The organism is Kitasatospora sp. NPDC022856, assembly GCF_055561235.1.
The window spans coordinates 1-26,089 of sequence record NZ_JBVHHE010000051.1; the positions used below are offsets into that span (position 1 = coordinate 1).

The 26,089-nt window shown below is 72.7% G+C and carries 20 protein-coding genes and 2 pseudogenes; 16 read left to right on the forward strand and 6 right to left on the reverse strand.

The window, feature by feature from the left end:
* Positions 1-184: 184 nt before the first annotated feature.
* Positions 185-1,519: pseudogene (locus tag ACZ34W_RS34115) on the forward strand (tetratricopeptide repeat protein); the annotation flags it as partial.
* Between the two features lie 188 nt (positions 1,520-1,707).
* Here ACZ34W_RS34115 and ACZ34W_RS34120 read toward each other — a convergent pair.
* Positions 1,708-2,688 carry an ROK family protein gene (locus ACZ34W_RS34120; RefSeq protein WP_465609716.1) on the reverse strand — a complete coding sequence of 327 codons (981 nt, stop codon included), beginning with the start codon at positions 2,686-2,688 and terminating at the stop codon, positions 1,708-1,710.
* Positions 2,689-2,816: 128 nt separating this feature from the next.
* On the opposite strand from ACZ34W_RS34120, the gene ACZ34W_RS34125 reads away from it, so the two are divergent.
* Positions 2,817-3,602 carry a DeoR/GlpR family DNA-binding transcription regulator gene (locus ACZ34W_RS34125; RefSeq protein WP_352286541.1) on the forward strand — a complete coding sequence of 262 codons (786 nt, stop codon included), beginning with the start codon at positions 2,817-2,819 and terminating at the stop codon, positions 3,600-3,602.
* A 66-nt stretch (positions 3,603-3,668) separates the two neighbouring features.
* Here ACZ34W_RS34125 and nagA read toward each other — a convergent pair whose 3' ends face one another.
* Positions 3,669-4,841 (reverse strand): N-acetylglucosamine-6-phosphate deacetylase, encoded by a 1,173-nt coding sequence (nagA, locus tag ACZ34W_RS34130; protein ID WP_465609719.1) that lies wholly within the window; start codon positions 4,839-4,841, stop codon positions 3,669-3,671.
* Between the two features lie 237 nt (positions 4,842-5,078).
* Here nagA and ACZ34W_RS34135 point away from each other — a divergent pair.
* Positions 5,079-5,288, forward strand: a pseudogene (locus ACZ34W_RS34135) (ATP-binding protein); the annotation flags it as partial.
* Positions 5,289-5,608: 320 nt separating this feature from the next.
* Here the strand turns inward: ACZ34W_RS34135 and ACZ34W_RS34140 are convergent.
* Together ACZ34W_RS34140 and ACZ34W_RS34145 are read right to left on the reverse strand one after the other, a co-directional pair.
* A complete protein-coding gene (locus ACZ34W_RS34140) occupies positions 5,609-6,025 on the reverse strand; it encodes a VOC family protein (RefSeq protein WP_329485508.1) in 417 nt (138 codons plus the stop codon).
* 230 nt (positions 6,026-6,255) lie between these two features.
* Positions 6,256-7,143 carry a LysR family transcriptional regulator gene (locus tag ACZ34W_RS34145; RefSeq protein WP_465609721.1) on the reverse strand — a complete coding sequence of 296 codons (888 nt, stop codon included), beginning with the start codon at positions 7,141-7,143 and terminating at the stop codon, positions 6,256-6,258.
* A gap of 531 nt (positions 7,144-7,674) precedes the next feature.
* On the opposite strand from ACZ34W_RS34145, the gene ACZ34W_RS34150 reads away from it, so the two are divergent.
* From ACZ34W_RS34150 to ACZ34W_RS34180, 7 genes are all read left to right on the forward strand, one after another.
* Positions 7,675-8,949: an extracellular solute-binding protein gene (locus tag ACZ34W_RS34150; RefSeq protein ID WP_465609723.1), complete on the forward strand. Its 1,275-nt coding sequence runs from the start codon at positions 7,675-7,677 to the stop codon at positions 8,947-8,949.
* A gap of 124 nt (positions 8,950-9,073) precedes the next feature.
* Positions 9,074-10,012: a carbohydrate ABC transporter permease gene (locus tag ACZ34W_RS34155; RefSeq protein WP_465609725.1), complete on the forward strand. Its 939-nt coding sequence runs from the start codon at positions 9,074-9,076 to the stop codon at positions 10,010-10,012.
* The gene (locus tag ACZ34W_RS34160) at positions 10,009-10,908 is read left to right on the forward strand and encodes a carbohydrate ABC transporter permease (protein WP_465609727.1); all 900 of its coding nucleotides are present in this window, start codon (positions 10,009-10,011) and stop codon (positions 10,906-10,908) included. The genes ACZ34W_RS34155 and ACZ34W_RS34160 overlap by 4 nt, the downstream gene beginning before the upstream one ends.
* Before the next feature lie 134 nt (positions 10,909-11,042).
* Positions 11,043-12,008 (forward strand): ROK family protein, encoded by a 966-nt coding sequence (locus ACZ34W_RS34165; protein ID WP_465609729.1) that lies wholly within the window; start codon positions 11,043-11,045, stop codon positions 12,006-12,008.
* A gap of 460 nt (positions 12,009-12,468) precedes the next feature.
* On the forward strand, positions 12,469-13,353 hold the full coding sequence (locus ACZ34W_RS34170; protein WP_465609731.1) for an SIS domain-containing protein: 885 nt from the start codon (positions 12,469-12,471) through the stop codon (positions 13,351-13,353).
* A 58-nt stretch (positions 13,354-13,411) separates the two neighbouring features.
* Positions 13,412-14,329 carry a 1-phosphofructokinase family hexose kinase gene (locus tag ACZ34W_RS34175; protein WP_465609732.1) on the forward strand — a complete coding sequence of 306 codons (918 nt, stop codon included), beginning with the start codon at positions 13,412-13,414 and terminating at the stop codon, positions 14,327-14,329.
* A 31-nt stretch (positions 14,330-14,360) separates the two neighbouring features.
* Entirely contained in the window at positions 14,361-15,245 is an 885-nt protein-coding gene (locus tag ACZ34W_RS34180; protein WP_465609734.1) for a class II fructose-bisphosphate aldolase, read from the forward strand.
* A 129-nt stretch (positions 15,246-15,374) separates the two neighbouring features.
* Here ACZ34W_RS34180 and ACZ34W_RS34185 read toward each other — a convergent pair whose 3' ends face one another.
* Positions 15,375-16,649, reverse strand: a complete 1,275-nt coding sequence (locus ACZ34W_RS34185) for an ROK family transcriptional regulator (RefSeq protein ID WP_359808819.1) — start codon at positions 16,647-16,649, stop codon at positions 15,375-15,377.
* Between the two features lie 191 nt (positions 16,650-16,840).
* Between ACZ34W_RS34185 and ACZ34W_RS34190 the strand changes: the two genes are divergently transcribed.
* From ACZ34W_RS34190 to ACZ34W_RS34215, 6 genes are all read left to right on the forward strand, one after another.
* The gene (locus ACZ34W_RS34190; protein WP_465609737.1) at positions 16,841-18,139 is read left to right on the forward strand and encodes an ABC transporter substrate-binding protein; all 1,299 of its coding nucleotides are present in this window, start codon (positions 16,841-16,843) and stop codon (positions 18,137-18,139) included.
* A gap of 7 nt (positions 18,140-18,146) precedes the next feature.
* On the forward strand, positions 18,147-19,106 hold the full coding sequence (locus ACZ34W_RS34195) for a carbohydrate ABC transporter permease (RefSeq protein WP_329485520.1): 960 nt from the start codon (positions 18,147-18,149) through the stop codon (positions 19,104-19,106).
* A 55-nt stretch (positions 19,107-19,161) separates the two neighbouring features.
* Positions 19,162-19,974, forward strand: coding sequence for a carbohydrate ABC transporter permease (locus ACZ34W_RS34200; RefSeq protein ID WP_329485521.1), 813 nt, complete (start codon positions 19,162-19,164; stop codon positions 19,972-19,974).
* Entirely contained in the window at positions 19,971-21,860 is a 1,890-nt protein-coding gene (locus ACZ34W_RS34205) for a DUF5107 domain-containing protein (protein ID WP_465609739.1), read from the forward strand. The genes ACZ34W_RS34200 and ACZ34W_RS34205 overlap by 4 nt, the downstream gene beginning before the upstream one ends.
* A gap of 122 nt (positions 21,861-21,982) precedes the next feature.
* Complete coding sequence (locus ACZ34W_RS34210; protein WP_465609741.1) at positions 21,983-24,208, forward strand: RICIN domain-containing protein; 2,226 nt, start codon at positions 21,983-21,985, stop codon at positions 24,206-24,208.
* A gap of 125 nt (positions 24,209-24,333) precedes the next feature.
* Positions 24,334-25,179 (forward strand): DeoR/GlpR family DNA-binding transcription regulator, encoded by an 846-nt coding sequence (locus tag ACZ34W_RS34215; protein WP_329485524.1) that lies wholly within the window; start codon positions 24,334-24,336, stop codon positions 25,177-25,179.
* A gap of 93 nt (positions 25,180-25,272) precedes the next feature.
* On the opposite strand, the gene ACZ34W_RS34220 is transcribed toward ACZ34W_RS34215, so the two are convergent.
* Positions 25,273-26,089 (reverse strand): PLL family lectin (locus ACZ34W_RS34220; protein ID WP_465609743.1); only part of this gene is annotated, 817 nt, incomplete at its 5' end.

The following is a 26,089-nucleotide window of genomic DNA, read 5'->3' on the forward strand; positions in this document are numbered from 1 at the left end:
CGCCGAATCCAACTCCGACCCCACCTGATCGACGGATGCCTGACCGCCACCGGCCTGACTCTCAGACCACCGACCCCACCCTGAAAACCTCAGTAACAGCCAGTCAACAGGTGTGTGCCTGCAGTAAGCACGGTAGAGACACCCCGGAACCTTGAAACCCTTGAAACCTGGCCCGGGGGCACCCATGGCAACACGCGAACGAACACCGAACCGCAAGCTCGCCGCCCTGGTTGCGGAGACGCGCTGGAGCAACGGCGAGTTCGCCCGTGCGGTGAACCGAGCCGGCACCGAGGCCAAGCTCCGACTGAAGTACGACGAGTCCGCCGTCTCCCACTGGCTGTCGGGCACTCGGCCGATGACCAAGTACCAGTCCGTAGTACTGGAGGCCCTCACGCGCAGACTCGGACGGCCTGTCACCGTCTTCGAAGCCGGATTCACCGACCAACCCGACGTTCGGCCCCGGCCCACGGATACCGTGGCGGGACTGATCGATCTCGGGAGCATGGACATGGACCCATCGCGAAGGGGCGTGCTCGGGGCGGGCCTGTACTCGGTCGCCCTGACCGTCCCCGGCTGGCCGGACATCGTGGGACGGCTCGACCGAATCAGGACCAACCCGCACACGCGGATCGGCATGGCCGAGGTCGAGACGGTGAGAGCCATGACCGAGCGGATCAGTGAGCTGGACGACCAGTTCGGGGGCCGCACCACCCGGCCGATGGCCGCCGCGTTCATGGTCAACAACATCGCCCCGTCCTTGCAGGCCGACGCCTCGGACACCGTCCGACGGGCCATGCTCTCCGCCGCCGCCGATCACCTCTACCTGACCGGCTACATGGCTGTTGACGAGCGCCTGGACAAGCTCGGCCAGAGCTACTACATGAAGGCTCTGGAGCTGGCCGGTGCGGCCGGCGATCATCTGACGTACTGCACCACCCTTCGGGGAATGAGCGTCCAGGCCGTCGAACTCGGCCACGGCGCCGCCGCCCTGCGCTATGCGGACGCGGCGTCAGCCGCATCCCCCGAGGCCGGACCCCGGATGCGTGCCTTCCTCGCCGGGCAGCAGGCCCATGCCCTCGCCCAGACCGGAGACCGTACCGGCGCGCTGGCGATGCTGAGCAAGGCCGAGATCGCGATGGAGAAGGCGGAGTCCAAGGCCACCGCCCACGGGTCCTACGACCCGGCGTCCCTCAACTACCACGTCGCGCAGGTCAACTACGAGCTCGGCGACAGGGAGACGGCGATCCGCGCACTTGAGCGCTCCGAGAAGGTACGACCTCTGGTGTACCGGCGGGCCAGGGTCCGACACCGTTCAATGCTCGCCGAGTGGCGACTTCAGGCCGGCCGACTGGAGGAGGCCGTCGGCGAGTGGCACCGCGCGCTCGACGACTTCCCTCACATCCAGTCGGGCCGGGCCGACGACCGCTTCCGCGCGATGCTCTCCGCCCTCCAACCTCACGCCAGGAACCCACACGTCCGAGAGTTGTACGAACGCGCCCGACCGATGGCCGCCGCCCGCCCTGTGTGCCCTGGCGATGCGCTGGGCGGTGTGGCACTGCCTGCCAACCAGCGGCTCGATCAGGCCATTCCGGTCGGTGCCGGCACGGAAGCAGTGCCAAATCGCCACTCCGAAGCCACCCGCGCCGACGAACCTGCCTGCAGGCCCCGTCACCGCAGCTATGACAGAGGGCCCGTGTGCGCCCCCGGCTACGCGGAGTGGTGCCCGGCGGCCTCCGCGCCGGCCGGGTGACGGGGTGGGCGCAGGTCCTGGGCGAGCAGGGCCGCGCCCAGTGCCGCGGCCCGGCGGCCGAGGGCGGAGGCGACGATGCGGGGTGGGTCCGGGGAGGTCAGGCGCTCGGACAGGGCTTTCCGGAGCGGGTCGAGGTAGGTCTGCCCGGCGAGGGACAGGGGGCCGCCGATGACGATCCGTTCGGGGGCGCTGTCGCCGACCGCGGCGGCCAGGACCTCGGCGAGGCCTTCGACGGCCTCCTGCCAGATGGCGGCGGCCGTCCCGTCGCCCGCCGCGGCCCGGGCCTGGACGTCTCTGGCGGTCACGCGCGCCTCGCCGGTGGCGAGGCGGTAGCGGCGGGCGATCGCGGCGGCCGAGGCGATCGTCTCCAGGCAGCCGCTCCCGCCGCAGGGGCAGGGGTCGCCGCCCGGGCGGACCACGACGTGGCCGAGTTCGCCGTCGCCGCCCGGCGCGTGCCCGTCGAGCACCATCGAGGCGGCGATGCCGGTGCCGACCGGGACGTAGAGGAAGGAGCGGCACGAGCGGCCGGCGCCGAGCCGGGCCTCGGCCAGGCCACCGGCGCGGACGTCGTGGCCGAAGGCCACCGGTACGTCGAGTTCCTCGGCCAGCCAGCGCCGGACGGGAATCTCGCGCCAGCCGAGGTGGGCGGCGAAGACGGAGGTGCCGGTCGCCTCACCGACCAGGCCGGGCACCGCGATGCCGGCCGCCGACGGCGCGTGGTGCCGGGCGAGGTCGGCGGCGTACTCCAGGACGGTCTCCAGCACGGCGTCCGGTCCGCGGTCGGCACGGGTCGGCCGCCGGCCGCTGTGCACGAGCGAGCCGTCCGGCGCCATCGCGACGGCCCGGATCTGTGCGACGCCGACCTCCAGCCCGATCACCACGGCGCTCGGGACCTCGGCGCGGTGGGTCACGGGGTTCTCCGCAGCCGTGATCTCCACCTGCTCTCCGTGAGAGAATATGATAACTGCCTAGCCAATCCAATCACAGAGATGCACGATCTCTGGCGGTTCGGTCACTTCGCCCGCGATAGGCTTCACCTGCCGACACGACATGTAAGGGAGAGACCATGGGGACGCACGAGAGGTGGACGCGTCTGCTGGAGATCCTGGGCGACCGGGGCCGGCTGGAGGTCGGCGAGGCCGTCGAGCTGCTGAGCGTCTCCGCGGCGACCGTGCGTCGTGACATGGACGAGCTCGCGAACCAGCAGCTGCTGGTGCGCACCCGCGGCGGCGCGGTGCTGAGCGGTGTCGCGTACGACCTGCCGCTGCGCTACAAGACCGCCCGGCAGGCGAACGAGAAGCTCAGGATCGCCAAGGCCGCGGCCGCGCTCATCCCGCCGGGGGCGGTGGTCGGCCTCAACGGCGGCACCACCACGTCGGAGGTCGCCCGGGAGCTCGCGACCCGGCCCGACTTCGCCGAACACAGCAACGGAACCGCGCTGACCGTCGTCACCAACGCGATCAACATCGCCAACGAGCTGGCCGTGCGCCCGTACGTGAAGACGGTGGTCACCGGCGGAGTGGCCCGCCCGAACTCCTACGAGCTGACCGGGCCGCTGGCCACCATGGTGCTCCAGGGCCTCGCGCTCGACTACGCCATCCTCGGCGTCAACGCCGTGGACGCCAAGAACGGCGCCGCCACCCACGACGAGGGCGAGGCCAGCGCCAACCGCGCCATGGCCGAGCGGGCGGACAAGGTGATCATCGTCGCGGACGCCACCAAGATCGGCCGCCGCGCCTTCGCGCAGGTCTGCGCGGTCAACGAGTTCACGGTGCTGATCACCGACAAGGACGCCCCGGAGGAGATCGTCGAGCAGCTGATCGCCCAGGGCGTGGACGTGCACTCGGTCTGACCGCCCCCGGCACCGCGACCTTCGAAGGGGCCCGGCAGCCGCCGGGCCCCTTCGCGTGCGACCGCCTCAGGACTTCGCGCGGAGCGTCGGCAGATGGCCCGCCCCGGCGACCCAGACGCCCTTCTGCATCACGGCGACGACGTCGTGGGCGGCGTCCAGCACCACCAGGTCGGCCTGCTTGCCGGTCTCCAGCGAGCCGACGCAGTCGCCCAGCCCCAGCAGTCGGGCGGGCACCGCGGAGAGCGACCGCGAGGCCTGCTCGGGCGTGAACCCGTCGACCGTCACCGCCCGCTTGAACGCCCGGTCGAGGGTCAGCGTGGAGCCGGCGATGGAGCTGCCGTCGGCGAGTTCCGCGACACCGGCACGGACCCGGATGTCCAGTGGGCCCAGCCGGTAGGCGCCGTCGCCCATGCCCGCGGCGCTCATCGCGTCGGTGACCAGCGCGATCCGCCCGGCGCCGACCGCGCGGTGGACGAGGCCGACCACCGCACGGTGCAGGTGCACGCCGTCGTTGATGAGCTCGACGGTGACCCGGTCGTCCTCAAGCAGCGCGCCGACCGGCCCCGGGTCCCGGTGGCCGAGGGCGGGCATGCCGTTGAAGAGGTGGGTGGCCACGGTGGCCCCGGCGTCGATGGCGGCGCGGACCGTGCGGTAGTCCGCGGCCGAGTGGCCGACCGCCGCGACGACCCCCGCGTCCACCAGGGTCCGGACGGCGTCGAGTCCCCCGGGCAGCTCCGGCGCGAGGGTGACCATGCGGGCGTGGCCCTTGGCGGCGTCCAGCAGCCGGCGCAGCGGTTCGGGGGCGGGGTCGCGCAGCAGGGCGGGCGCGTGGGCGCCGCACCGGCCGCGGGCGATGAACGGACCCTCGAAGTGGACCCCGGCCAGTACGCCGTCCTGGGCGAGCTCGGCGAGCACGGCGGCCTGGTGGCAGAGCTCGTCCAGCTCGGCGGTGACGGTGCTGGCGACGGTGGTGGTGGTCCCGTGCAGGCGGTGGAACCGCGCGGCGGCCATCACCTCCTCGCCGTCGGCGGAGGTGTACGAGGCGCCGCCGCCGCCGTGGACGTGCAGGTCGACGAAGCCGGGCACGACCAGGTGGCCGGTCAGATCCACGTCACCGGGTTCGGGAGTGCCCCCGAACCCGGTGATCAGGGCTCCTTCGACCGTGAGGCGTCCGCCGTCGACGGTGCCGGTGGCGGTCACCAGGCGAGCCCCGGACAGGGAGGTGCGGGTGGCGGTCATGCGGTGCCCGCCGGGCCGTGGGCAGCGTTCGCGTGGTCCATGGAGCCTCTCTTGCGGCGATCGTGCGGCGAGGAGCAGGGCGGCCCCGGGAGGGCGCTGGGCGCGGCAGATCTGCACTCTTGTGCAGCTCTCGCGGGCTCTGCGATCAGATCACATCATTGTGGATGAGCCGAAAGTTGCACGCAAGGGCTCCCGGGGGCCGGGACGGGCGGGCTGCCGGCGGGCAGCGCAGTCGCCGGCGGTCCACCCGGAGGCGTCCGCAGGTCCCGGGTGGCGGGCCTGGTCTGCGAGGTGTCCGACGGGAGCAGCACCGCGCCGCACCTCCGCTGGGCCGCCGCCACCGACGAGGGCGGCCGGGGCATCTTCCTGATCGCCCAGCTCGCCCACCGCTGGGGCGCCCGGTACACGCCGAGCGGCAAGGTCATCTGGTCCGAGCAGCCGCTCCCCGGCGGCGGGCTGACGCCGCCCGCGCGCCCGACGGCGGCGGGCCCACGGACCACACCCCGCCGCCACGGGAGCGACGGGGGCCCGAGGGCGACGGGGCCGACGGGGGCGCGCAGCGTCCGGCGGTCAGGGCCGGCAGGATCCGCACCGGGGCGGCTCCGCCCGCGGGGCGGGGACGAACAGGCCGAACACCGTGTCGGCGACCACCCCGAAGTCGCCTCCCCCCAAGGCTTTACGGTCGCCGCCGGGCGCCCGCGGACCGACGGCGGGGTCCAGCAGGGCGGGGGCGGGCGCTTCGACGACCGGCGACGGATGGACGTCGGTCACGGCCGGCCCCCCTCGCCCGTGCGGACGCCGGAGGACCGGGCCGCTCCCCCGGGCTCGCTCCACTCCGCCAGCTGGACGTCGATGCCGTTGGGGTCGAGCACCCCGAACGTCCACGCGCCCCACGGCTGCAGGGTCAGCGGCGCGGTCACCTTCACCCCTGCCGCTACCAGGCGGGCCGCCTCCTCCGCGATGCCGGTGACGGTGAACGACACGTAGCCGTCGAGCGGCGGGTTCGGTGCCACCGCGAAGTCCGACAGGACCAGGGTGATGTCGGTGGCGGCGTCGTCCCGTTCGAGCTGGACGAAGCCGTCCGTGCGCAGGACTTCACGGAATCCGAGGTGCTCGGTGAAGAAACGGCTGGAGGCGGCCGGGTCACCGACCACCAGCGCCACGGTGGTGGACGTGATGTTCATGCCGTCCAGCCTGGTCGCCGTGCCGGGAGCGAACAACGGCGATTCTCGCAACGATCGTTAACCCCCGGCTTCACGATCCGGTCGGGCCGAGCGGCCCCGCCGCGGAAGGCGTGCCGTGGACCCCAGGAAGGCGCCCCGCCGTTCGCCGAGTACGTCGCCCGGTTCTCGGCGCCCCGAGGCGCTCCGGGCATCCGGCGGACCACCCGCCCGACCGGTCCGCCGGGCGGACCCTAGAAGGCGAACACGCCGAGGTCGCGGACGGTGGCGGCGAGGGCGCGGATGGCGTCGTCCTCCGCCTCCGTGCGCCACACGAGGGCGAAGGAGAGCGGGGCGAGGTCGGTGATCGGCAGCCAGCGGACGTCGGGCATGCCCCAGTACCGGGTGACGTGGCTGGGGAAGGGCTGGACGATGTCGCCCATGGCGACCAGGTCGATCAGTTCGGAGGAGTGCGTCACCTGGTACGCGCGCTCGATCGGGCGGCCCTTGGGGGTGGTGAAGGGCAGGTACCCCTCCTCCCAGTAGTCCAGTCCGATCCGGCCGCTGCCCTGCGGGAAGTCGGCGAGGTTTTCGAGCCGGACCGACGACCGGCCGCCGAGCGGGTGGTCCGCCGCCACGGCGAGGATGCGCGGGTCGGTGAACAGGGTGGGGCCGACGGTCAGATCGGGCTCCTCGACGGGGAGCCAGGCGACGAAGACGTCGCATTCGCCGTCGCGCAGCTTGCCGAACGGGTCGTCCAGGACCGACAGCCGGACCTGCAGCTCCCACTGGGGGTGGCGCTTGCGGAACGTCTTCCAGTACACGTGCAGGTCGCCGACGTTGAACGGCATCATCAGGACCCGCAGCCGCCCGCTCACCCCCTGGGCGGCCATCCGGGCGCGCTCCAGCGAGTCCTGGAGGCCCTGGTAGCACGGCCGCAGGTCGTCCCGCAGCTGCCGGCCGACCTCGGTCAGCCGCACCGTCCGGCTGGTGCGCTCGAACAGCATCGCCCCGACGCTGCGCTCCTGCTTCCTGATCGCTTGGCTGACCCGGGCCGGGGAGATGTGCAGCCGCTCGGTGGTCCGGCCGAAGTGCAGTTCCTCGGCCAGCGCCAGAAAGATCTCGATGTCCCGCAGCTCCACCAGCGTCCCCCGATGCTCCCCGTGCCGATCTTCCGATCGCCGCGAAGTCTACGGCGCCCGCCCCCTGGCCGGTATGACGGGCGGCCGCCGCCGGGGGCCTCGGACCTACGCTTCCGGCACCGGGCGGACGCGCCGTCGCGGCCCCTCCCGGCGACGACGACACGGGGCCGCCTGGCGTGATTGATTGTGATTCGTAAGTCCGATTTCCGAGCATGGGCGCGCAGTGCAGCTGACTCGTCACGGCGTGTATCGCAATGACACGTCAAGGGTCGATAGTGGGTGTCGCATTGACAACGGTCTGGCAACAGGGCTGGACCGGCTCGAACGGCTGATGAACACTGATCCATCAGAAGACGCCACAAGATGATTCATTCCTGCTAGATTTGCGCATATTCGCGCAGCAAGTCGCAGTCTCTCCGTCGGTCGAGCAGGTCTGACGACGGTCCTCCCAGAAGCCCGGATGCGACGTTCCGTGGCTCGAAGAACACGTCCGGCACCCGGCATCGCCCCCGGGGCCAGAGGAGGTCTCCCATGAAGAACCGCGCGCTCACGCTCCTGTCCGCCTGTACGGTCGGCGCGCTCGCCCTCACCGCCTGCGGCAGCAGCGGCGGCGACAGCGCGTCCGCGGACGGCACGGTCACCCTCAAGCTGGTGGCGGCCGACTACGGGGACAAGGCGAGCAACAGCTCCAAGGCCTACTGGGACGACGTCGCCCAGCGCTTCCAGGCCGCCAACCCCAAGATCAGGATCGATGTCCAGGTCGTGAACTGGAACGACATCGACAAGCAGGTCAAGACGATGATCCAGAGCGGCAACGAGCCCGACATCCTGCAGACCGGCGGGTACGCCGACAAGGTCACGGACGACCTGCTCTACAAGGCCGACGACGTCATCTCGATGGCCACCAAGGCCAACCTCATCTCCACCTTCGCCTCGGCCGGCGAGGTCAACGGCGTCCAGTACGGCATACCGTTCGTCTCCTCGGCCCGCGCGTTCTTCTACAACAAGGCCCTGTTCACCCAGGCCGGCATCACCGAGGCCCCCAAGAGCTGGGACGACGTCAAGAAGGACGCCGAGCTGATCAAGGCCAAGGTCCCCGGCGTCACCCCGTACGCGCTCCCCCTCGGCCCGGAGGAGGCCCAGGGCGAGAGCGCGATGTGGGAGTTCGGCAACGGCGGTGCCATCACCGACGATTCGGGCAACTACACGCTCAACAGCGCGGCCAACGTCGACACCTTCAAGTGGCTGAAGACCAACCTGGTCGACCCCGGCCTGACCTACGCCAACCCGGCCACCACCGACCGCAAGACCGCCTTCGCGGACTTCGCCGCGGGCAAGGCCGCCATGCTCAACGGCCACCCGTCCCTGATCCAGATGGCCGCCGACGGCAAGGTCGACTACGGCGTCGCACCGATCCCCGGCAAGGACGGCGCGCTCAAGTCCACCCTCGGCGTGGCCGACTGGACGATGGCCTTCAAGAAGAACGGCCACAAGGAGCAGATCAAGCAGTTCCTGGACTTCGCGTACTCCAAGGAGAACACGCTGAAGTTCGACGAGCTCTACAACCTCATGCCCGTCACCCAGGACACCCTGACCGAGATGACGGCCAGCGGCAAGCACAAGGACCTGGAGCCGTTCTTCGCGCTGCTCCCGCAGGCCAAGTTCTACCCGCTCGGCAAGACCAGCTGGGACAGCGTCTCCGCCGAGATGAAGAAGACCATCGGCACCGCCGTCAAGGACGACCCGGCCAAGGTGCTGGGCGACCTCCAGAAGAAGGCCGAAGCCGCGGCCGCCGACACCAAGTAGGCGCCCCGGCCCCCCCCCGACCGCGGGGGCGGCGGACCGCCCTGACTCAGCCCCGCCGCCCCCGCACCACCACCGTCCCGCTCCGTGCGGCACCCAGGCCGCACGCGCACGGAAGGCGCCTCCGGTGTCCCTCAACCCCTCCCGCACCAAGGCGGCCGGGCCGGCCCCCAGCCCGAAGGCCTCCCGCCGACGCGGCCTCGACCGGCTCGGCCCGCTCCCCTGGATCGGCCCCGCCGTCCTGCTGATCATCGCCGTCGTCCTGTGGCCCGTCTACGAGATGGTCCACACCTCGTTCCAGCGGATCAGCACCAGCGGCTTCGTCCGCGGCTCGGCCGGCTTCGACAAGTACCGCAAGCTCTTCGACGAGACCGACCTCGGACACGTCCTGACCGCCACCGTCGTCTGGACCGTGGTCGTCGTCAGCATCACCATGGTCGCCTCACTGGCCCTCGCCCAGCTGTTCAACCAGCAGTTCCCCGGCCGCCGCCTCACCCGCTGGGCCCTGATCGCCCCCTGGGCGGCGTCCGTCCTGATGACCGCCATCGGCTTCAAGTGGATGCTCAACCAGACCGCCGGCGTCCTCAACACCGTGATGGTCGACCTCGGGATCATCGACGGCCCCAAGGACTGGCTCGGCGACCCGTCCACCGCCTGGCCGTGGATGATGTTCGTGGCGATCTTCGTCTCGCTCCCCTTCACCACCTACACCCTGCTCGCCGGTCTGCAGACCGTGCCCGCGGAGCTCTACGAGGCGGCGGAGGTCGACGGCGCCGGCACCTGGCGCACCTACCGCCTGATCACCCTGCCGCTGCTGCGCCCGGCCTTCCTCGTCGGCGTCGTCATCAACCTGATCAACGTCTTCAACTCCTTCCCCATCATCTGGGGCATGACGCAGGGCGGGCCGAGCAGCGACACCGCCACCACCACCGTCTTCATGTACCAGCTGAAGAACACCGACATCGGCGAGAGCGCGGCCATGTCCGTCGTCAACTTCGCCCTGGTCGTCGTCATGGTGCTGCTCTTCCTCAAGGTCAGCCGCTGGAACGAGGAGGAGAACCGATGACCCAGCAGACCCTCACCGAGCCCCGTACCGCGCAGCGCCGGCGCCGGGCCGCCGCCCCGGCCGCGCGCCTGCCCCACCGGCGCTTCCGCCCCCGGACCATGGTCATCGCGGCCACCGCCTGGCTGCTGGCCGCCGTCTTCCTGCTGCCCTACGCGCAGATGGTGATCACCGCGCTGCGCCCGGCCGACGAGCTGCGCGACAACACCTACCTCCCGGAGCACTTCGCCTGGTCCAACTTCGTCGACGTCTGGCGCGAGTCCAACCTCGGCTCGAACCTGCGCGTCACCCTGCTCGTGGCCGGCGGGTCCACCGTGCTGGTCCTGCTGGTGGCGCTGCCCGCCGCCTACTACACGGCCCGGATGACCTTCCGCGGGCGCAAGCTCTTCCTGCTGCTCGTGCTCGTCACCCAGATGTTCCAGCCGACGTCGCTCCTGGTGGGCCTCTACCGCGAGTTCTACCAGCTGGACATGCTCAACTCGGTCTGGACGCTGATCCTCTGCAACGCCGCCTTCAACCTGGCGTTCGCGATCTGGATCCTCAGCGCCTACATCGGCTCCATCCCGGTGGCGCTGGAGGAGGCGGCCATGATCGACGGTCTGAGCCGGTTCAGGGCGCTCCTGCGCGTCACGCTCCCGCTCGCGCTGCCCGGGGTCGTCACCGCCGTGATCTTCACCTTCATCGCGGCCTGGAACGAGTTCGTCATGGGGCTGACCCTGTCCACCGTGCCGGACAGCCAGCCGCTCACCGTCGGCATCAACAGCTTCGTCGGCAACTACACCGTGCAGTGGAACTTCCTGTTCGCCGGGTCGATCGTCGCCATCCTCCCGGTCGTCGTGCTCTTCGCCTTCATCGAGCGCCAGGTCGTCTCCGGACTGACCGCCGGCTCCGTGAAGTAGCCCGCCGCCCGCACCGCCGACCGCCGAGGACCGGCGGTCGGCCCGCCGCTTCGACCACCCCCCGAGGACCAGGGAGCCCACCGTGCCCGAGAGCAGTACGAGAGCCCGTCACCCCGTCACATCGGAGGCGCGCGATGGCTGACCGCGGCCGGCCCGACGAGTGCGTCATCGCCCTGGACGTGGGCGGCACCGGGATGAAGGGGGCGCTCGTCGACCGGCGGTCGGGCGTCCTGCTCACCGAGCGGCGCCGCACGCCCCGGGCGGCCGGGCCCGAGGCCGTCGTCGACGCCGTCACGGCGGCCCTGCGGTCCCTCGCCGGCCAGGCCGCGGACCTCGGCCTCACCGTCCGCCAGGCCGGTGTGGTCGTCCCCGGCATCGTCGACGCCGAGCGGGCCGTGGCCGTCTACGCCGCCAACCTCGGCTGGCGCGACCTGCCGCTGGCCGCCCTGCTCGAAGAACGCACCGGACTGCCGGTCACGCTGGGCCACGACGTACGGGCCGGCGGCCTGGCGGAGGTCCGGCTGGGCGCCGCGCGGGGCGCCCGGGACGCGCTGTTCGTCGCGATCGGCACCGGCATCTCGGCCGCGATCGTCCACGACGGCCGGCTGCTGACCGCCGGCGGCTACGCGGGCGAGCTCGGCCACCTCGTCGTCGAACCGGACGGCCGGCCGTGCCCCTGCGGCGCCCGGGGCTGCCTGGAGACCATCGCCTCCGCGGCGGGGATCGCCGCGGCCTACAGCGCCCGCACCGGCCGGCCCGTCCACGGCGCCGCCGAGGTCGCCGCCCTGCTCGCCGAGGGGGACGAGGCCGCCCTGGCCGTCTGGCAGCGCGCCGTCCACGGGCTGGCGACCGCGCTCACCACCGCCGTGACGCTGCTCGCCCCCGAGGTCGTCGTCCTCGGCGGCGGGCTCGCCGAGTCGGACGGACTGCTGCTGGACCCGCTGCGGGCCGGCCTCGACCGGAGGCTGACGTTCCACCGGCGCCCCCGCCTGGTGGCGGCCGCGCTGGGCGACGAGGCGGGCTGCCTCGGCGCCGGGCTGCACGCCTGGGACACGGTGGACCGGCTGGGAACCGCGCTGGGCGCTCCCGCCCGTCGCTGACCGGGCCGCCCCACCGTACCGGCACCCCCTCCGGCCCGGACGGCGAAGGCCGGAGCCCGCTCCCGCCGGCCCCGCGCCGCTCGCTCGGCAGGCCCCGGCGCGGCCCCGGCGCGGCCCCGCGGGGCCGCGGGTACCCGCGAGGATCCCAGGTGCCTCTGCGATCAATGTTGTCGCAAACACTCACTCTTGACTCATGGATAGTCACGCCCTCCGAGACGTCGAACGGCCTCGTTCGGCGATCGCCCCCCATTCCGCGCGCCGGCGATCGCCCCAGCTCACGAGCCAACTACCGGCACTGGGGCGATGGATGGGCAGTCAAGGGCGCATTGCGAGGGAACTTTTGCATGCGCACTTCAAAGTCGGCATCGGGCCGCACTACCCTGGTATCAAATGCTTGAAGATGCTTAAATGTGCATCATCTAGCTCAGCTTTCATCAGATGATCTTGAAAGGGGTCAGCAATGACGCACGTAGAGGCAGAGATCGCCGACCAGCCCCAGTGCTGGGCGCGCGCGGCGGCACTGGCCGCGGTCGGCCACCCCGCCCTGCCCGGAGCGGGCGAGCGGGTCGCCGTCGTCGGGTGCGGGACGTCGTACTTCATGGGCCAGGCGTACGCCGCCCTGCGCGAGTCCGGCGGCCAGGGCGTGACCGACGCGTTCGCCGCGTCCGAGTTCCCGACCGGCCGCTCCTACGACCGCGTGATCGCACTCACCCGCTCCGGCACCACGACCGAGGTCCTCGAACTGCTCGACGGGCTGCGCGGAAAGGTCCGGACCAGTGCGGTCACGGCGGACCCGAACACGCCCGTCATGTCGGCCGCCGACGACGTCGTCGTCCTGGACTTCGCCGACGAGCGGTCCGTCGTGCAGACGCGCTTCGCCACCACCGCGCTGACGTTGCTGCGCGCGCACCTGGGCCTGCACACCGAGGCGGTGGAGGAGGACGCCCGCCGCGCCCTGGCGGAGCCCCTGCCGGCCGGCCTGGTCGAGTGCGGCCAGTTCACCTTCCTGGGGCGCGGCTGGACGGTCGGCCTGGCCAACGAGGCCGCGCTGAAGATGCGCGAGGCGGCCCTCGCCTGGACCGAGTCGTACCCGTCCATGGAGTACCGCCACGGCCCGATCAGCATCGCCGCGCCGTCCACCGCCACCTGGATGCTCGGCGACGCCCCGGTCGGCCTCGCCGAGCAGGTCGGCTCGACCGGTGCCCGCTGGATCGAGGGCCGGCTCGACCCGCTGGCCGAGCTGGTCCGCGTGCACCGCCTCGCCGTCGCCGTCGCGGCGGCCAAGGGCCTCGACCCCGACCAGCCGCGCAACCTGACGCGCTCCGTGATCCTCGCCGACGCGTGACCCCCACCGTCCAGGTCACCGCTTCCGGGCGCACCGCAGCGGCAGGGAGGCAGCCGTCGTGATCGTGACCGTCACGCCCAACCCGGCGCTCGACATCACCTACACCCTCGCCGCGCTGCGGCCGCACGAGAGCCACCGCGTGGAGACCGTCCACGAGCAGGCCGGTGGCAAGGGCGTCAACGTGGCCCGGGTGCTGCACGCCCTGGGGCGGCGGACCACGGCGGTCCTGCCGCTCGGCGGCGCCGCGGGCATCGCCGTCAAGGCCGACCTAGACCGGTCGGGGATCGTCCATCTGACGATCCCGCTCACCGGCGCGGCGACCCGGCGGACGATCGCCGTCGTGCACGACGGCGACGCCACGATGCTCAACGAACCCGGGCCGGAACTGTCCGCGCTCCAGTGGACCGCGCTTTGCGCGGGGGTGGCGAGCCTGGTGCCGGCCGCCCGGGCCCTGGTGCTGTCCGGCAGCCTGCCCCGGGGCGTTCCGCCGGGCGGCTACGCCGAGTTGGTGCGGCTCGCCCGCGACCGGGGCGTCCCGGTGATCCTCGACGCCGCCGGCCCGGCGCTCACCGAAGCCCTCGACGCCCGGCCGACGATCATCAAACCGAACGCCGCCGAACTGCGGGAGGCCACCGGGACGGACGATCCGCCGACGGCCGCCCGGGCGCTCGTACGGGCAGGCGCCGGGACGGTCGTCGCTTCCCTGGGACCGGACGGGCTGCTGGCCGTCGACCCGGCCGGAGCCTGGCGGGCCTTCCTCCCGGCGGACGCCGGCATCAGCGGCAACCCCACCGGAGCCGGGGACTCCGTGGTGGCCGCCCTCGCCGTCGGCCTCGCCGAACGCGCCCCGCTGCCGGTCGCGCTGGCCCGGGCCGTCGCGCTGTCGGCCGCCACCGTCCAGGCCCGCTACGCCGGCCTGTTCGACCGCGACGGCTACCGGCACCTGCTCCCCCAGGTCCAGGTCGTCCCGGCCTGACCACCCACCCTCACCCCGAGAAGAGTCCGCCATGCCTCTCAGCACCACGGGCGAACTGGTCGCCGAAGCCGCAACCCGGCGCGGCGCCGTCGCCGCGTTCAACGTCATCACCCTGGAACACATCGAGGCCGTCGTCGCCGCCGCCGAGGCCACCGGGGAGCCGGTCATCCTCCAGGTGAGCGAGAACGCCGTGAAGTTCCACGGCGGCCGCCCGCACCCGATAGCCGCGGCCGCCGTGAGCGCCGCGCGCCGCAGCGGCGCCCGGGTGGCGCTGCACCTCGACCACGTGAAGAGCGAGGCGCTGCTCCGCGAGGCCGCGGACTGCGGATTCAGCTCCGCCATGTTCGACGCCGCGCACCTGCCCTACGGGGAGAACGTCGCCGCCACCCGCCGGGCCGCCGACTGGGCCCACGCCAACGGCCTCTGGCTGGAGGCCGAACTCGGCGAGGTGGGCGGCAAGGACGGCACCGGGCCGCTGAGCGCCCACGCCCCCGGGGCCCGCACCGATCCCGACGAGGCCCGGCGCTTCGTGGCCGAGACCGGCATCGACGCGCTCGCCGTCGCCGTCGGCAGCTCGCACGCCATGACCACCCGCGACGCGACGATCGACCACACCCTGCTCGCCGCGCTGCACCACGCCCTGGACCTCCCCCTCGTCCTGCACGGCTCCTCCGGCGTCAGCGACCCGGAACTCCAGCGCGCGATCCGGGTCGGTATCAGCAAGGTCAACATCGGCACCGCCCTGAGCATCGCCATGACCGGCGCGATCCGTTCCCACCTGCGCGGCGACCCCAACGGCGTGGACCCGCGCCACTACCTCGCGGCCGGCCGCGAGGCCGTCACCGACACCACCGCCCAGCTCCTGGCGACCGTCGGCGCGGCGGACCGGGGCGGCGTCGCGGTCTCCAGCGGCTGACGGACGGCGGCCGGCCCGGCCCGTGGACCCCGTGGACGGCGGGACCGCGCCAGAGGGCGCACCGGACAGGGCCGCGACGGCCGGACAGGCCGTCGCGGCCCCTCGGCGTGCTTCCCCGCCCCGGCCTCCTCAGGCGCCCGCGTCCACCCGGCGCTCCGGCGCGCTCGTCGGGTCGAGGAAGATGCCCTCCAGGGTCAGATACGCCCCGCCCTGGGCCGCGTTGGAGAGCCCGAGGGTGGAGGCGGCCACCACGACGCGCTCGGCGGTGGGCCTGATCCGGCGCTCGTCGAGCACCCGCTGCACGGCGTCGACCAGATAGCGGCCGAAGACCGCGAAGTACCCGCCGAGGACGATCCTCGGCGGGTTCAGCACGTCCACCAGGATGCCCAGCCCGAGGGCCAGGTCGTCCGCGATCAGGGCCAGCGCAGCCAGCGTCCGCTGCTCGCCCCGGTCCGCCCGCGCCAGCAGCTCGTCCAGGCGCTGCGCGAGGTCGACCGACCGGTCGTGCACTCGGTCGGTGCGGTCGGCAGCCGCGTCCAGGAAGGCCTGCAGGCCCACCGCGGTCTCCCAGCAGCCCGTCCGGCCGCAGGCGCAGGGGCGCTCCCGGCGGTCGACGTGCATGTGCCCGATCTCGGAGCCGCGCAGCAGCTTGCCGCCGGAGAGGCTGGCGCCGCCGACGCCGATCCCGCCGGTGACGTAGACCAGTTCGCGGACGTCGTCGGCGGCCGCGCGGAGGTACTCGGCCAGCGCCCCGGACTCGGCGTCGTTCGCGAGCAGGACGGGCGGGGCGGCCGGGCCGAGCCGCGCGCGCAGTTCGGCGGCGGCCGGCACGTCGCGCCAGCCGAAGTTGGTGGCCACCAGGACGGTGCCCGACCCGGCGTCGACCTCGCCCTGGGTGACCAGGGTGACGCCCGCCGCGCTCATCCCCCGGGCGCCGATCTCGCGCAGACAGGCGCGGACCATCCCCGCGACCTCGTGCAGCGTCTCCTGCGGGCTCAGCTCCGGCAGGTCGATCCCGCGCCGCCGCTCGTGGACGACGGTGCCGCTCAGATCCACCGCCAGCACGGTGATGTGATCGACGCCCAGCTCGGCGCCGACCCCGCAGACCCAGCGCCCGTCGAGCGTGACCATGCGGTGCGGGCGGCCCACCGCGCCCGCCCGGTCCAGCTCGCCCTCGCGGACCAGGCCGCGCTGGATCAGCTCGGTGACCAGCACCGAGACGGTGGCCTTCGGCAGCCCGGCGACGGCGGCGATCCGGGTGCGCGACTGCTCGCCGCTCTCCCTCAGCAGGCGCAGCACCAGGCCCAGGTTGTTGCGGCGCATGGACCCCTTGTCGGCGGCGTCGGGGTAGCCCGCCATGATGCCGGCGGCCCCGGTGGTGCCACTGCCCCGTGCTTCCTGCACTGTCTCTCCTGTTCCCGAGGGTGCCGACGGCGCCCATGGTAGTTGTCGCGGCGATCGGAATAACGGCCTTGCCGGCGCCGGACCTTGACAATACCCACCTTAGTTCAGACACTAGCCGAACTAACAAGCCCGAGGGTGCGGCCTCCCCCCAGGCCCCCTCCACCGCTTGTCCCCTGGAGAGGAATCACACGATGGGCAGAACCTCGACCACCACCCGGGTCCTCGGCACCGCCACCGTGGCGGTGCTGGCCCTGACCGCCACCGCCTGCGGCAGCGGCTCCGAGAGCACGGCCGGCGGCTCGTCCGGCAGCTTCGCCTACTGGTCGATGTGGCGGGCCGACGAGGCCCAGGCCAAGGTGATCAAGGCGGCGATCGACCAGTTCCAGACCGACACCGGCATCAAGGTCGACATCACCTGGGCCGGACGCGACGTCAAGAAGAAGATCGGCCCGGCGATCGCCACCAACCAGGCCCCCGACCTGTGGGACCAGGGCGCCGACGGCGTCTACGGGGCGACCGCCCAGGCCGGCCAGGCGCTCGACCTGTCCGACGTCCTCGGCATGGAGGTGCCCGGCGAGGGCAGGAAGGTGTCCGCCGTCGTCCCCGCGAAGTACCTGGACGCCCTGCCCAAGGACCCGGACGGCAGGAACCACTACGTGATCCCGTACGAGATCTCCTCGGGCGCCCTCTTCTACAACACGGCCGACCCCGACATCGCCGCCGCCATGCCGAGCCCGCCGGCGAGCTGGGCCGACTTCCTCAAGGTCTGCGACGCGCTCAAGGCCAAGGGCCGGGCCTGTCTGGCCTCCGACGGCGAACTCGCCTGGGAGAACGGCCTGATCCTGGACTACCTGCTGTCCGCCGGCGGGGTCGGCTTCAGCGCGCTGAGCTCCGACCCGTCCGGCGCGAGCTGGGACGCCCCGGCCGTGCTCACCGCCGCCAGGCAGACCGAGCAACTGGTGAAGGGCGGCCACCTGATCAGCGGCTACGACGCCACCAAGTTCCCCGCCCAGGAGACCAACTGGGCCGCCGGCAAGGCCGCGTTCTACCCGGACGGCAGCTGGGTCACCGACGAGGTGGCCAAGCAGCTCCCCGCGGACTGGAAGATGGGCGCGATGCTGCCGCCCGGCGCCGTCAACGCGGACTCGATGATGTTCGGCTTCGCGATACCGAAGAAGGCCAAGCACTCCGCCGCGGCCAAGAGGTTCATCGCCTACTTCCTGCAGAAGAAGACCCTCGCCGGGATCTCCACCGAGGCCGGGAACATCACGCCGCGCTCCGACATCCCCGCCCCGGCCGCGCTCACCGACATCCAGAAGGCGCTGGACGCCGCGCCCGTCCGCCTCACCTACGACGGCGTGGCCGGCGACTACCCCACCAAGGTCTTCAACCAGAACTTCCTCGACCTCTGGCACGGCAAGACCTCCGCCGAGCAGTTCGTCGCGAAGATGAAGTCCGACCAGGCCTCCTTCTGGAAGAGCCAGGGCTGAGGCGACGATGGCCACCGCACTCCAGGACCCGCCCGCCGTGCGCGGCGGCGGGCGCGCGCAGCCGGTGAACGCCGGCACCTCACCGCTGGAACGCCAGCACCGGCGCATCTTCTGGCCGTTCGTCGGCCCCGCGCTGCTCGTCTACGGCGTGCTGTTCCTGGTCCCGATCGGCTACGCCGCCTGGACCAGCCTCTACAAGTGGGACGGCATGGGCGCCAAGCACTGGCGCGGCCTGCGGAACTACCGGATCCTCTTCGAGGACGCGGCGTTCCGGACCTCCCTGGTCAACACGCTGGAGATCCTCTTCGTCGGCGGCGCGATCACCTTCGCGATCAGCCTGGCGCTCACCCTGGTCCTGCGCGAGATGCGGGCCCGGCTGTTCGCCCGCTCGGTGCTCTTCTTCCCGTGCCTGGTGAACGCGATGGTGTTCGGCATCGCGGCCGGCTTCCTGTTCTCCCCCGACGGCCCGGTCAACACCGTGCTGCACTGGCTCGGCGCCGCGACCCCGCCCAAGTGGCTCGCCACCGACAACCTCTTCCCGATGATCGTCGCCACCCTGGTCTGGACGGCCACCGGCTACTACACCGCGATCATCATGGCGGCGGTCGACCAGATCCCCGAATACCTCTACGAGGCGGCCGAGTTGGACGGCGCCAGCGCCTTCCGCCGGTTCCGGCACATCACCCTGCCGCTCGCCTGGGACGTGATCTCGGTCTGCGCCGTGCTCTGGACGGTCAGCTCGGTGAAGATCTTCGAACTGATCCTGATGTACGGCGGCAGCAACTCCAGCCAGCCCCCGGTCGACACCTGGAACACCGCGATGTACGTCTACGCCGAGGCGTTCCCGCAGACCTCGGCGCCGCAGCTCGGCATGGCCACCGCCGCCGCCCTGGTCAGCCTGGTGATGGTCGGGGTGATCACGCTGGCGCTGCGCCGGCTGATGCGCCGCGCCGCCGTCGAATACTGACCCCCTCAGAAAGGCAACTCCCGTGCGTACCAAGCACAGAGCCGCGGGGCCTGCGATGCGGATCGCCAGAGGCGTGGTGTGGGTCGTCGTCGCCGTCGACCTGCTGCTCATCCTGTGGGTCTTCCTGACCTCGCTGCGCGGCAGCACCGACATCTTCGCCCACCCCTTCGGCCTGCCCACCGACCCGCACCCGGACAACTACGGGCGCGCGCTGGACGACGGCGGCTTCGGCCGGGCCGCGCTCAACAGCGTGCTCGTCGCCGCGCTCTCCTCGGTGGCGGCCGTCGCCCTGGCCGCACCCGCCGCCTACATGCTGGCGCGGCGCCGCACCCGCACCTCCTCGGTGCTGACCATGACCTTCGCCATGGGACTCGGCGTCCCCGGGCAGGTCCTGGTCGTGCCGCTCTTCATCGGCCTGGCCCAGGTGAACCTGACGGACAGCCTGCTCGGCCTCGGCCTGGTCTACGTGGGCCTGGCGATGCCGTTCACCGTCTACCTGCTGACCGGCTTCTTCAGCGGGGTCCCGGCCGTCCTGGAGGAGGCCGCCACCCTCGACGGGGCCGGGCCGCTGCGGACCTTCCTCCAGGTGATCGTCCCGGTCGCCCGGGGCGGACTCATCACCGCCTTCCTGCTCCAGGTCATCGGGGCCTGGAACGAGACCCTCTTCGCCCTGGTGCTCAACCACGGCGAGGACAAGATCACGCTGCCGGTCGCGCTGGCGAACTTCGTCGCCACCGAGCAGCTCAACGGAATGGACTGGGGGACCATGTTCGCCGGCGTCTGCCTCATCCTCGCACCGATGCTCGCCCTCTTCTCCTGGCTGGGCACCCGGATCATCCAGGGCATGACGGTGGGGATCGGCAAATGACCTCCACCCTGCGCACCGGCCTGCTGCGGATCGAGGGCGCGGCCGACCCGGCCGCCGGCTGCCTCCCGATCCTGCGCGGACTGCCCGCCCGCACCGCCGACGACGCCGGGGCCACCGACCCCGAGATGCGCCGCAACCTCGGCTACGGCCGCCCGCACACCCTGCTGCCCTACACCCGGCAGGACCGCTACGACCGCTCCCGCACCACGCGTGAACTGCCCACCGTCGTCCTGGAGAACGAGCACCTCACCGCCACCTTCCTGCCCGGCTACGGCGGCCGGCTCTGGTCCCTGGTGCACCGCCCCTCCGGCCGCGAACTGCTGCACCGCAACCCCGTCCTGCAGCCCGCCAACCTCGCCCTGCGGGACGCCTGGATCGCCGGCGGGGTGGAGTGGAACCTCGGCACCACCGGGCACTGGCCGCTCACCTGCGAGCCGCTGCACGCCGTCCGGACCACCACCGCGGACGGCACGCCGGTGCTGCGGATGTACGAGTTCGAACGACTGCGGCGGCTGGTGCTGCAGATCGACGCCTGGCTGCCGGCCGGCTCGCCGGTGCTGTACGTCCACGTCTGCGTCCAGAACCCGAACGACGCCGAGGTCCCGGTCTACTGGTGGTCCAACATCGCCGTCCCCGAGACCGGGCAAACCAGGGTGGTCGGCCCCGCCGACCACGCCTTCCACTTCGACTACACCGCCGACCTGCGGCACGTCCCGTTCCCCGAGTACGACGGGGCCGACCGCAGCTACCCCGGCCGGCTGCCCCGCGCGGCGGACCACTTCCTGGACATCCCGGACGCCGAGCGCCGGTGGATCACCGCCCTGGACGGCACCGGCGCCGGCCTGGTGCAGGCCTCGACCGACCGGCTGCGCGGCCGCAAGCTCTTCCACTGGGGCACCGCCACCGGCGGCGCGCACTGGCAGGAGTGGCTCTCCGGTCCCGACGCGCCCTACCTGGAGATCCAGGCCGGCCTGGCCAGGACCCAGCTGGAGCACCTGCCGATGCCGGCCGGCGAGAGCTGGTCCTGGGTCGAGGCCTACGGGCTGCTGGAAGTCGACCCGGCCGCCGCGCACGGCGACTGGGGGACGGCCCGCTCGGCCGCCGCGGCCGCGCTGACCACCCTCGTACCGCCCGGCCGCCTGGAGGACGCGCTGTCCCGGGTGGCGGAGTTCGGCGAACCGACGGAACTGCTCGGCGAGGGGTCCGGCTGGGGAGCGCTGGAGATCGCGGCCGGCGCCCTGCCCGCCTCGGCCGCCCGGCCGTTCGGTGACGCGCGGGCCGAACAGCGGCCGTGGGCCGAGCTGCTGGCCACCGGCCGGCTGCCGCTCTGCGACCCGCCGGCCGCCCCGGTCACCGGAGGCCACTGGCGCGAACGGCTGGAGGCCGCCGAGCCGGACTGGCACGTGCTCCACCAGCTCGCTCTCGTGTACCTGTCCGAGGGCGAGGACGACGCCGCCCGCACCGCCTGGAAGCGCTCCGTCGCCGAACGGCCGACCCCGTGGGCGCTGCGCGCCCTGGCGTTCCTCACCGACTCCCCCGAGGAGTCGGCCGACCTGCTGGCCCACGCGGTCCGGCTGCGCCCGGACCTCCTGGAGCTCACCGTCGAGTTCCTCGACGCCCTGGCCGCGGCCGGCCGCCACCGGCAGGCCCTCGCCGTCGTCGAGAGCCTGACCGGGAGCGCCCGCCGGCACGGCCGGATCCGCCTCGCCGAGGCGAGGGCGGCGCACGCCCTGGGCGACCAGGACCGGGTGCGCCGGCTGCTCGCCGAGGGCATCCAGGTCGACAACATGCGCGAGGGCGAGGACTCGCTGGACACCCTCTGGCTCGCCGTCCACCCCGGGACGCCGGTCCCGCCGGTCTACGACTTCCGGATGTCGCAGACCTGACCCCCGACCTCCGCCCCGCCCCGGCGGGGCGGAGCCGCGGCGGCTCTCCCTCCGCCGCCGCGGCCGCGGACCGACCCCGGGTCCGCGCACCGCAGTACGCCCCCACCCCCGAAGGAGTGCTCGTGCCATCCCTTCCCAGAACCCTCGTGGCCACCCTCACGGCCGCCACCCTCACCCTGGCCGGCGGCGCCCTCGCGGCCCCACCCGCGTCGGCGGCCCCCGCCGTCACCGGCTACACCGTCAGCGTCGGCTCCACCGGCCGCTACCCCACCCCGACCGACACCACGGCGGCCCCGTACACCGACAAGGACGGCACCTTCTACTTCCAGCAGTCCGCGGCGCTGTACGGGGCCACCGACCCGCGTGAGTGGGAGTTCTTCACCGGCGCGGACTTCGACTCCGCCACCAGGTCCGCCGCGATCAGCGACGCGGTGAACCCCGCCAACCCGCAGGACGCGAACAACAACACGACCTGGCGCTGCAACAACAGCCCCACCGGCCGGGAGTCGAGCTTCGCGCCGAGCGGCTCCGGCTACGCCCAGAAGAACTACTGCGACCTCACCGGGGTCTGGGTCGACCCGGACACCGGTGACTGGTACGGCCTGGTGCACAACGAGTTCACCCCGCAGCCCTTCGGGGACGGCCTGCACTTCGACGCGATCGACTACACGGTCTCGACCGACCAGGGCCGGACGTGGACCATCAGGAACCACGTCATCACCTCGCCGTACAGCACCGTACGCGGTGACACCGCCGCCTTCCCGAACCAGACCTACGACTACGGCGACGGCGACCCGCGGCTCTTCGTGGACACCGCCTCCGGCTACTTCTACGTCTACTACGGCTCGCGGATCGTCGACAAGGGCGGCAGCTGGAAGGCGTTCTACGAACACGTCGCCCGGGCACCGATGTCCGCCAAGATGGCGCCCGACTCCTGGCAGAAGTGGTACGACGGCGCGTGGTCGCAGCCCGGCGTCGGCGGCCGGGAGAGCAACATGGTCCCGGTCGACGCGGCCAGCAGCACGGGGTACACCCCCGTCGCCAAGGAGTACGACCCGGCGAACACCGGCACCGCGGCCCAGCAGATCGCCGCCGGGAAGATGCCGCCGACCTCGCCGCTCTTCGTCATGGACATCACCTACAACGCCTACCTCGGCCTGTACATCGGTGAGCCCCAGGCGGTCAACCAGGACGGCACCTCGCCGCAGTACCTCTACGCGACCGACGACCTCGCGACCCAGAAGTGGTTCCCGATCGGCGACACCGGCAGCTACCACACCGCCTCGTGGTACCGCTGGTTCGTCGACAGCGCGAACCGGACGAACTCGACGATCGTCGGCAAGAACTTCCGTGCCTACTGCGCGTTCGGCTGCTCGGCGGGCGCCTCCGGCGAGTACGTCAACCTCGGCATCACCTCCTCGGCCCCCGCGCCCGCGCCCGTCGACCCGGCCAAGACCTACCGGATCGCCAACGGAACCGGCCGGGTGCTCGCCCAGGTCTCCGGCAGCCAGGCGACCACCTCGACGGCCGCCGCCGGCGGATCGGGCCTGGAGTCGTGGAGCTTCGCCCCCACCGGCGACGGCGCCTACCGGGTCGTCAACTCCGCCACCGGCGGCCTGCTGGGCGTCGGCTCCACCGGCAAGGCCGACCGCGCCTGGGGGACGGCGCCGACCGTCACCGCGGCCGGACCGGGCGGGCCCGCCGTCGGCCAGCAGTGGTTCGTCATCCCCGGCAAGACCGCCGCGGGCGCGTCGACCGGCGCCTTCCGGCTGGTCAACCGCTACAGCGGACTGGTGCTCGGCATGACGTCCGCCGCCGGCGCGCTGACCGGCACCACGCCCACCCGCAGCTGGACCGACACCACCGGCAACCCCGTCGGCGGCGGCGCCACCGCGGCCGACCAGGTGCTGACCCTGACCGCCACCGGTGACACCGGCGGCTCACTCGACGGGATCCACACGCTCACCACCGGAGGCAAGGCGCTCGACGTCCCCGACCACTCCAAGACCCAGGGCACCCAGCTCGTCACCTGGACCGCCAACGGCGGCACCAACCAGAGCTGGACCTTCGCCCGGCAGTCCGACGGCAGCTACCGGCTCACCAACCGCGAGTCCGCGCTCTGCCTGGACGACAGCGGCGGCTCCACCGCGGCCGGCAACCCGATCATCCAGTGGGCCTGCACGGGCGCGACCAACCAGCGCTGGATCCTCACCCCGGTGAGCGGCGGCTACACCGTCGCCTCGAAGGCGAGCGGCCTGCTCCTCACCACCGCCGGCACCGCCAACGGCGCCCTGGTGACCCAGCAGCCGGACACCGGGTCGGCCCGGCAGATCTGGTCCGTCAACTAGGACTGGTCCGCCGGGGCTCCGGCCCCGCGGGCGGCAGCCTGCGGGGCCGGAGCCGGACCGGCGTCCGCACACCGGCGAGGACGACGGCGGTGCCACCCCCACGCGTGCACCAGGAGGCCCACGACATGATTCAGGACACCCGGCCGCCGGCGGCCCTCCTGGCGGAACAGCGCCGCCGGCTGATCCACACCAGTGTGCGGGAGCACGGCACCGCCGTCACCGACCAGCTCGCCCACGAGTTCGGCGTCTCCGCCGCCACCGTCCGGCGTGATCTGTGCGCGCTCGCCGAGCAGGGCCTGCTGCACCGGACCCGCGGTGGAGCCGTCCGCTCCGAGGCCGCCCGGGGCGGGGACGGACGCCGGGTTCCGCCGGACACCGGCCCGCTGCCGAACCTCGACGTGATCGCCCGGGCCGCCGCCGCGCTGGTCCGGCCGGGCGACGTCGTCGGCCTCGGCGCCGGCCCGGCGACCTACGCCGTCGCCCGGCACCTGACCACCGTGGACCACCTGGCGGTCGTCACCAACTCCCTCCGGATCGCCCGGGTCTTCACCCACCCCGCCGGTCCGCCCGGGGTGGCCCCGACCGCCGCCGTCACGCTCACCGGCGGCCTCCGGACGGCCTCCGGCGCCCTGGTGGGCCCGATCGCCGACCAGGCCGTCCGCTCGACCCGGCTGGACCTGCTCCTCCTCGACTGCCGCGGGATCACCCGCCGGGGCGACCTGACCCTCGCCGACCTCACCGAGGCGGCCACCCAGCGGGCCTTCCTGCACGCCGCCCGCCGGGTGGTGCTGGTCGCCGACCGCTCCAGATGGAGCAGCGGCGGGCTGGCCGTCTTCGGCACCCTGGACCAGGTCGACGTCCTGGTCACCGGCACCGACCTGCCCGCCGCCCAGCGGGCGGCCGCCGCCAGACGGGTGGGCACGCTGCTCGTGGTCGACGCCGCCGGAGGCGCGTCCGCCGTCCGGCGCTGAGCGGAAGGCACCGGGGCGCGGAACGCGGGGCACCGGCCCGGCTCCCCCCTCGGGAGCCGGGCCGGTGCCGCCGGGTCGGGGCGGTCGGGACCCTCAGGCGACGAGCTTGATCACCGCCTCGGCCGCGGCCTTGCCCGCCGCGGAGACGATCGCCTTCACCAGGTCGCCCAGGGCTCCCGTGACGCCGGCCGCGAGGGTGTCGGTGCCGTCCAGGGTGGCCTTGAAGGTGCCGTTGAGGATGCCGTCCCACTTGGCGGTGATCTGGGGGTTGTTGCCGACGAAGGTGAAGTCGTCGTTGCGGTCCGGGGTGCCGAAGGGCAGTCCGGCGACGGTCCCCTCGGTGTGGCCGGAGCGCTGGAAGGTGAACACCGTGCCGTCCGGCGTCATGACGGCGGCCGAGATGGTGTAGTCGATGTTGTCGAAGCCGCTGTCATGGGCGTGCGTCGTGAACGAGTAGAACCCGTCCTGTCGCATCACGACGTGCGCCGAGCCTCCGACGGCGATGTCGGTCGTGACGTCCTGGTCGAAGTTCTTGCTCGACGTGTCGTACCAGAAGTGGTCCCGGACGGAGGCGTCGCCGCCGACGAACCACAGCTCCATGCTCCCGGGGATCCGCGAGACGGCCGCGACCCCACTGGTGATCGAGGCGCTGCCGGCCGGGGCCAGTTCGAAGCCCTGCCAGGCGCCGCCCTCGTACCAGTACCGGTCCTGCACCGACCCGTTGGGCCCGACGAACCACACCTCCATGCTCCCGGGGATCCGCGAGACGGCCGCGACGCCGGTGTGGGTGGAGGCGCTGCCGGCCGGGGCCAGCTCGAAGCCCTGCCAGGCGCCGCCCTCGTACCAGTACCGGTCCTGCACCGACCCGTTGGGCCCGACGAACCACACCTCCATGCTCCCGGGGATCCGC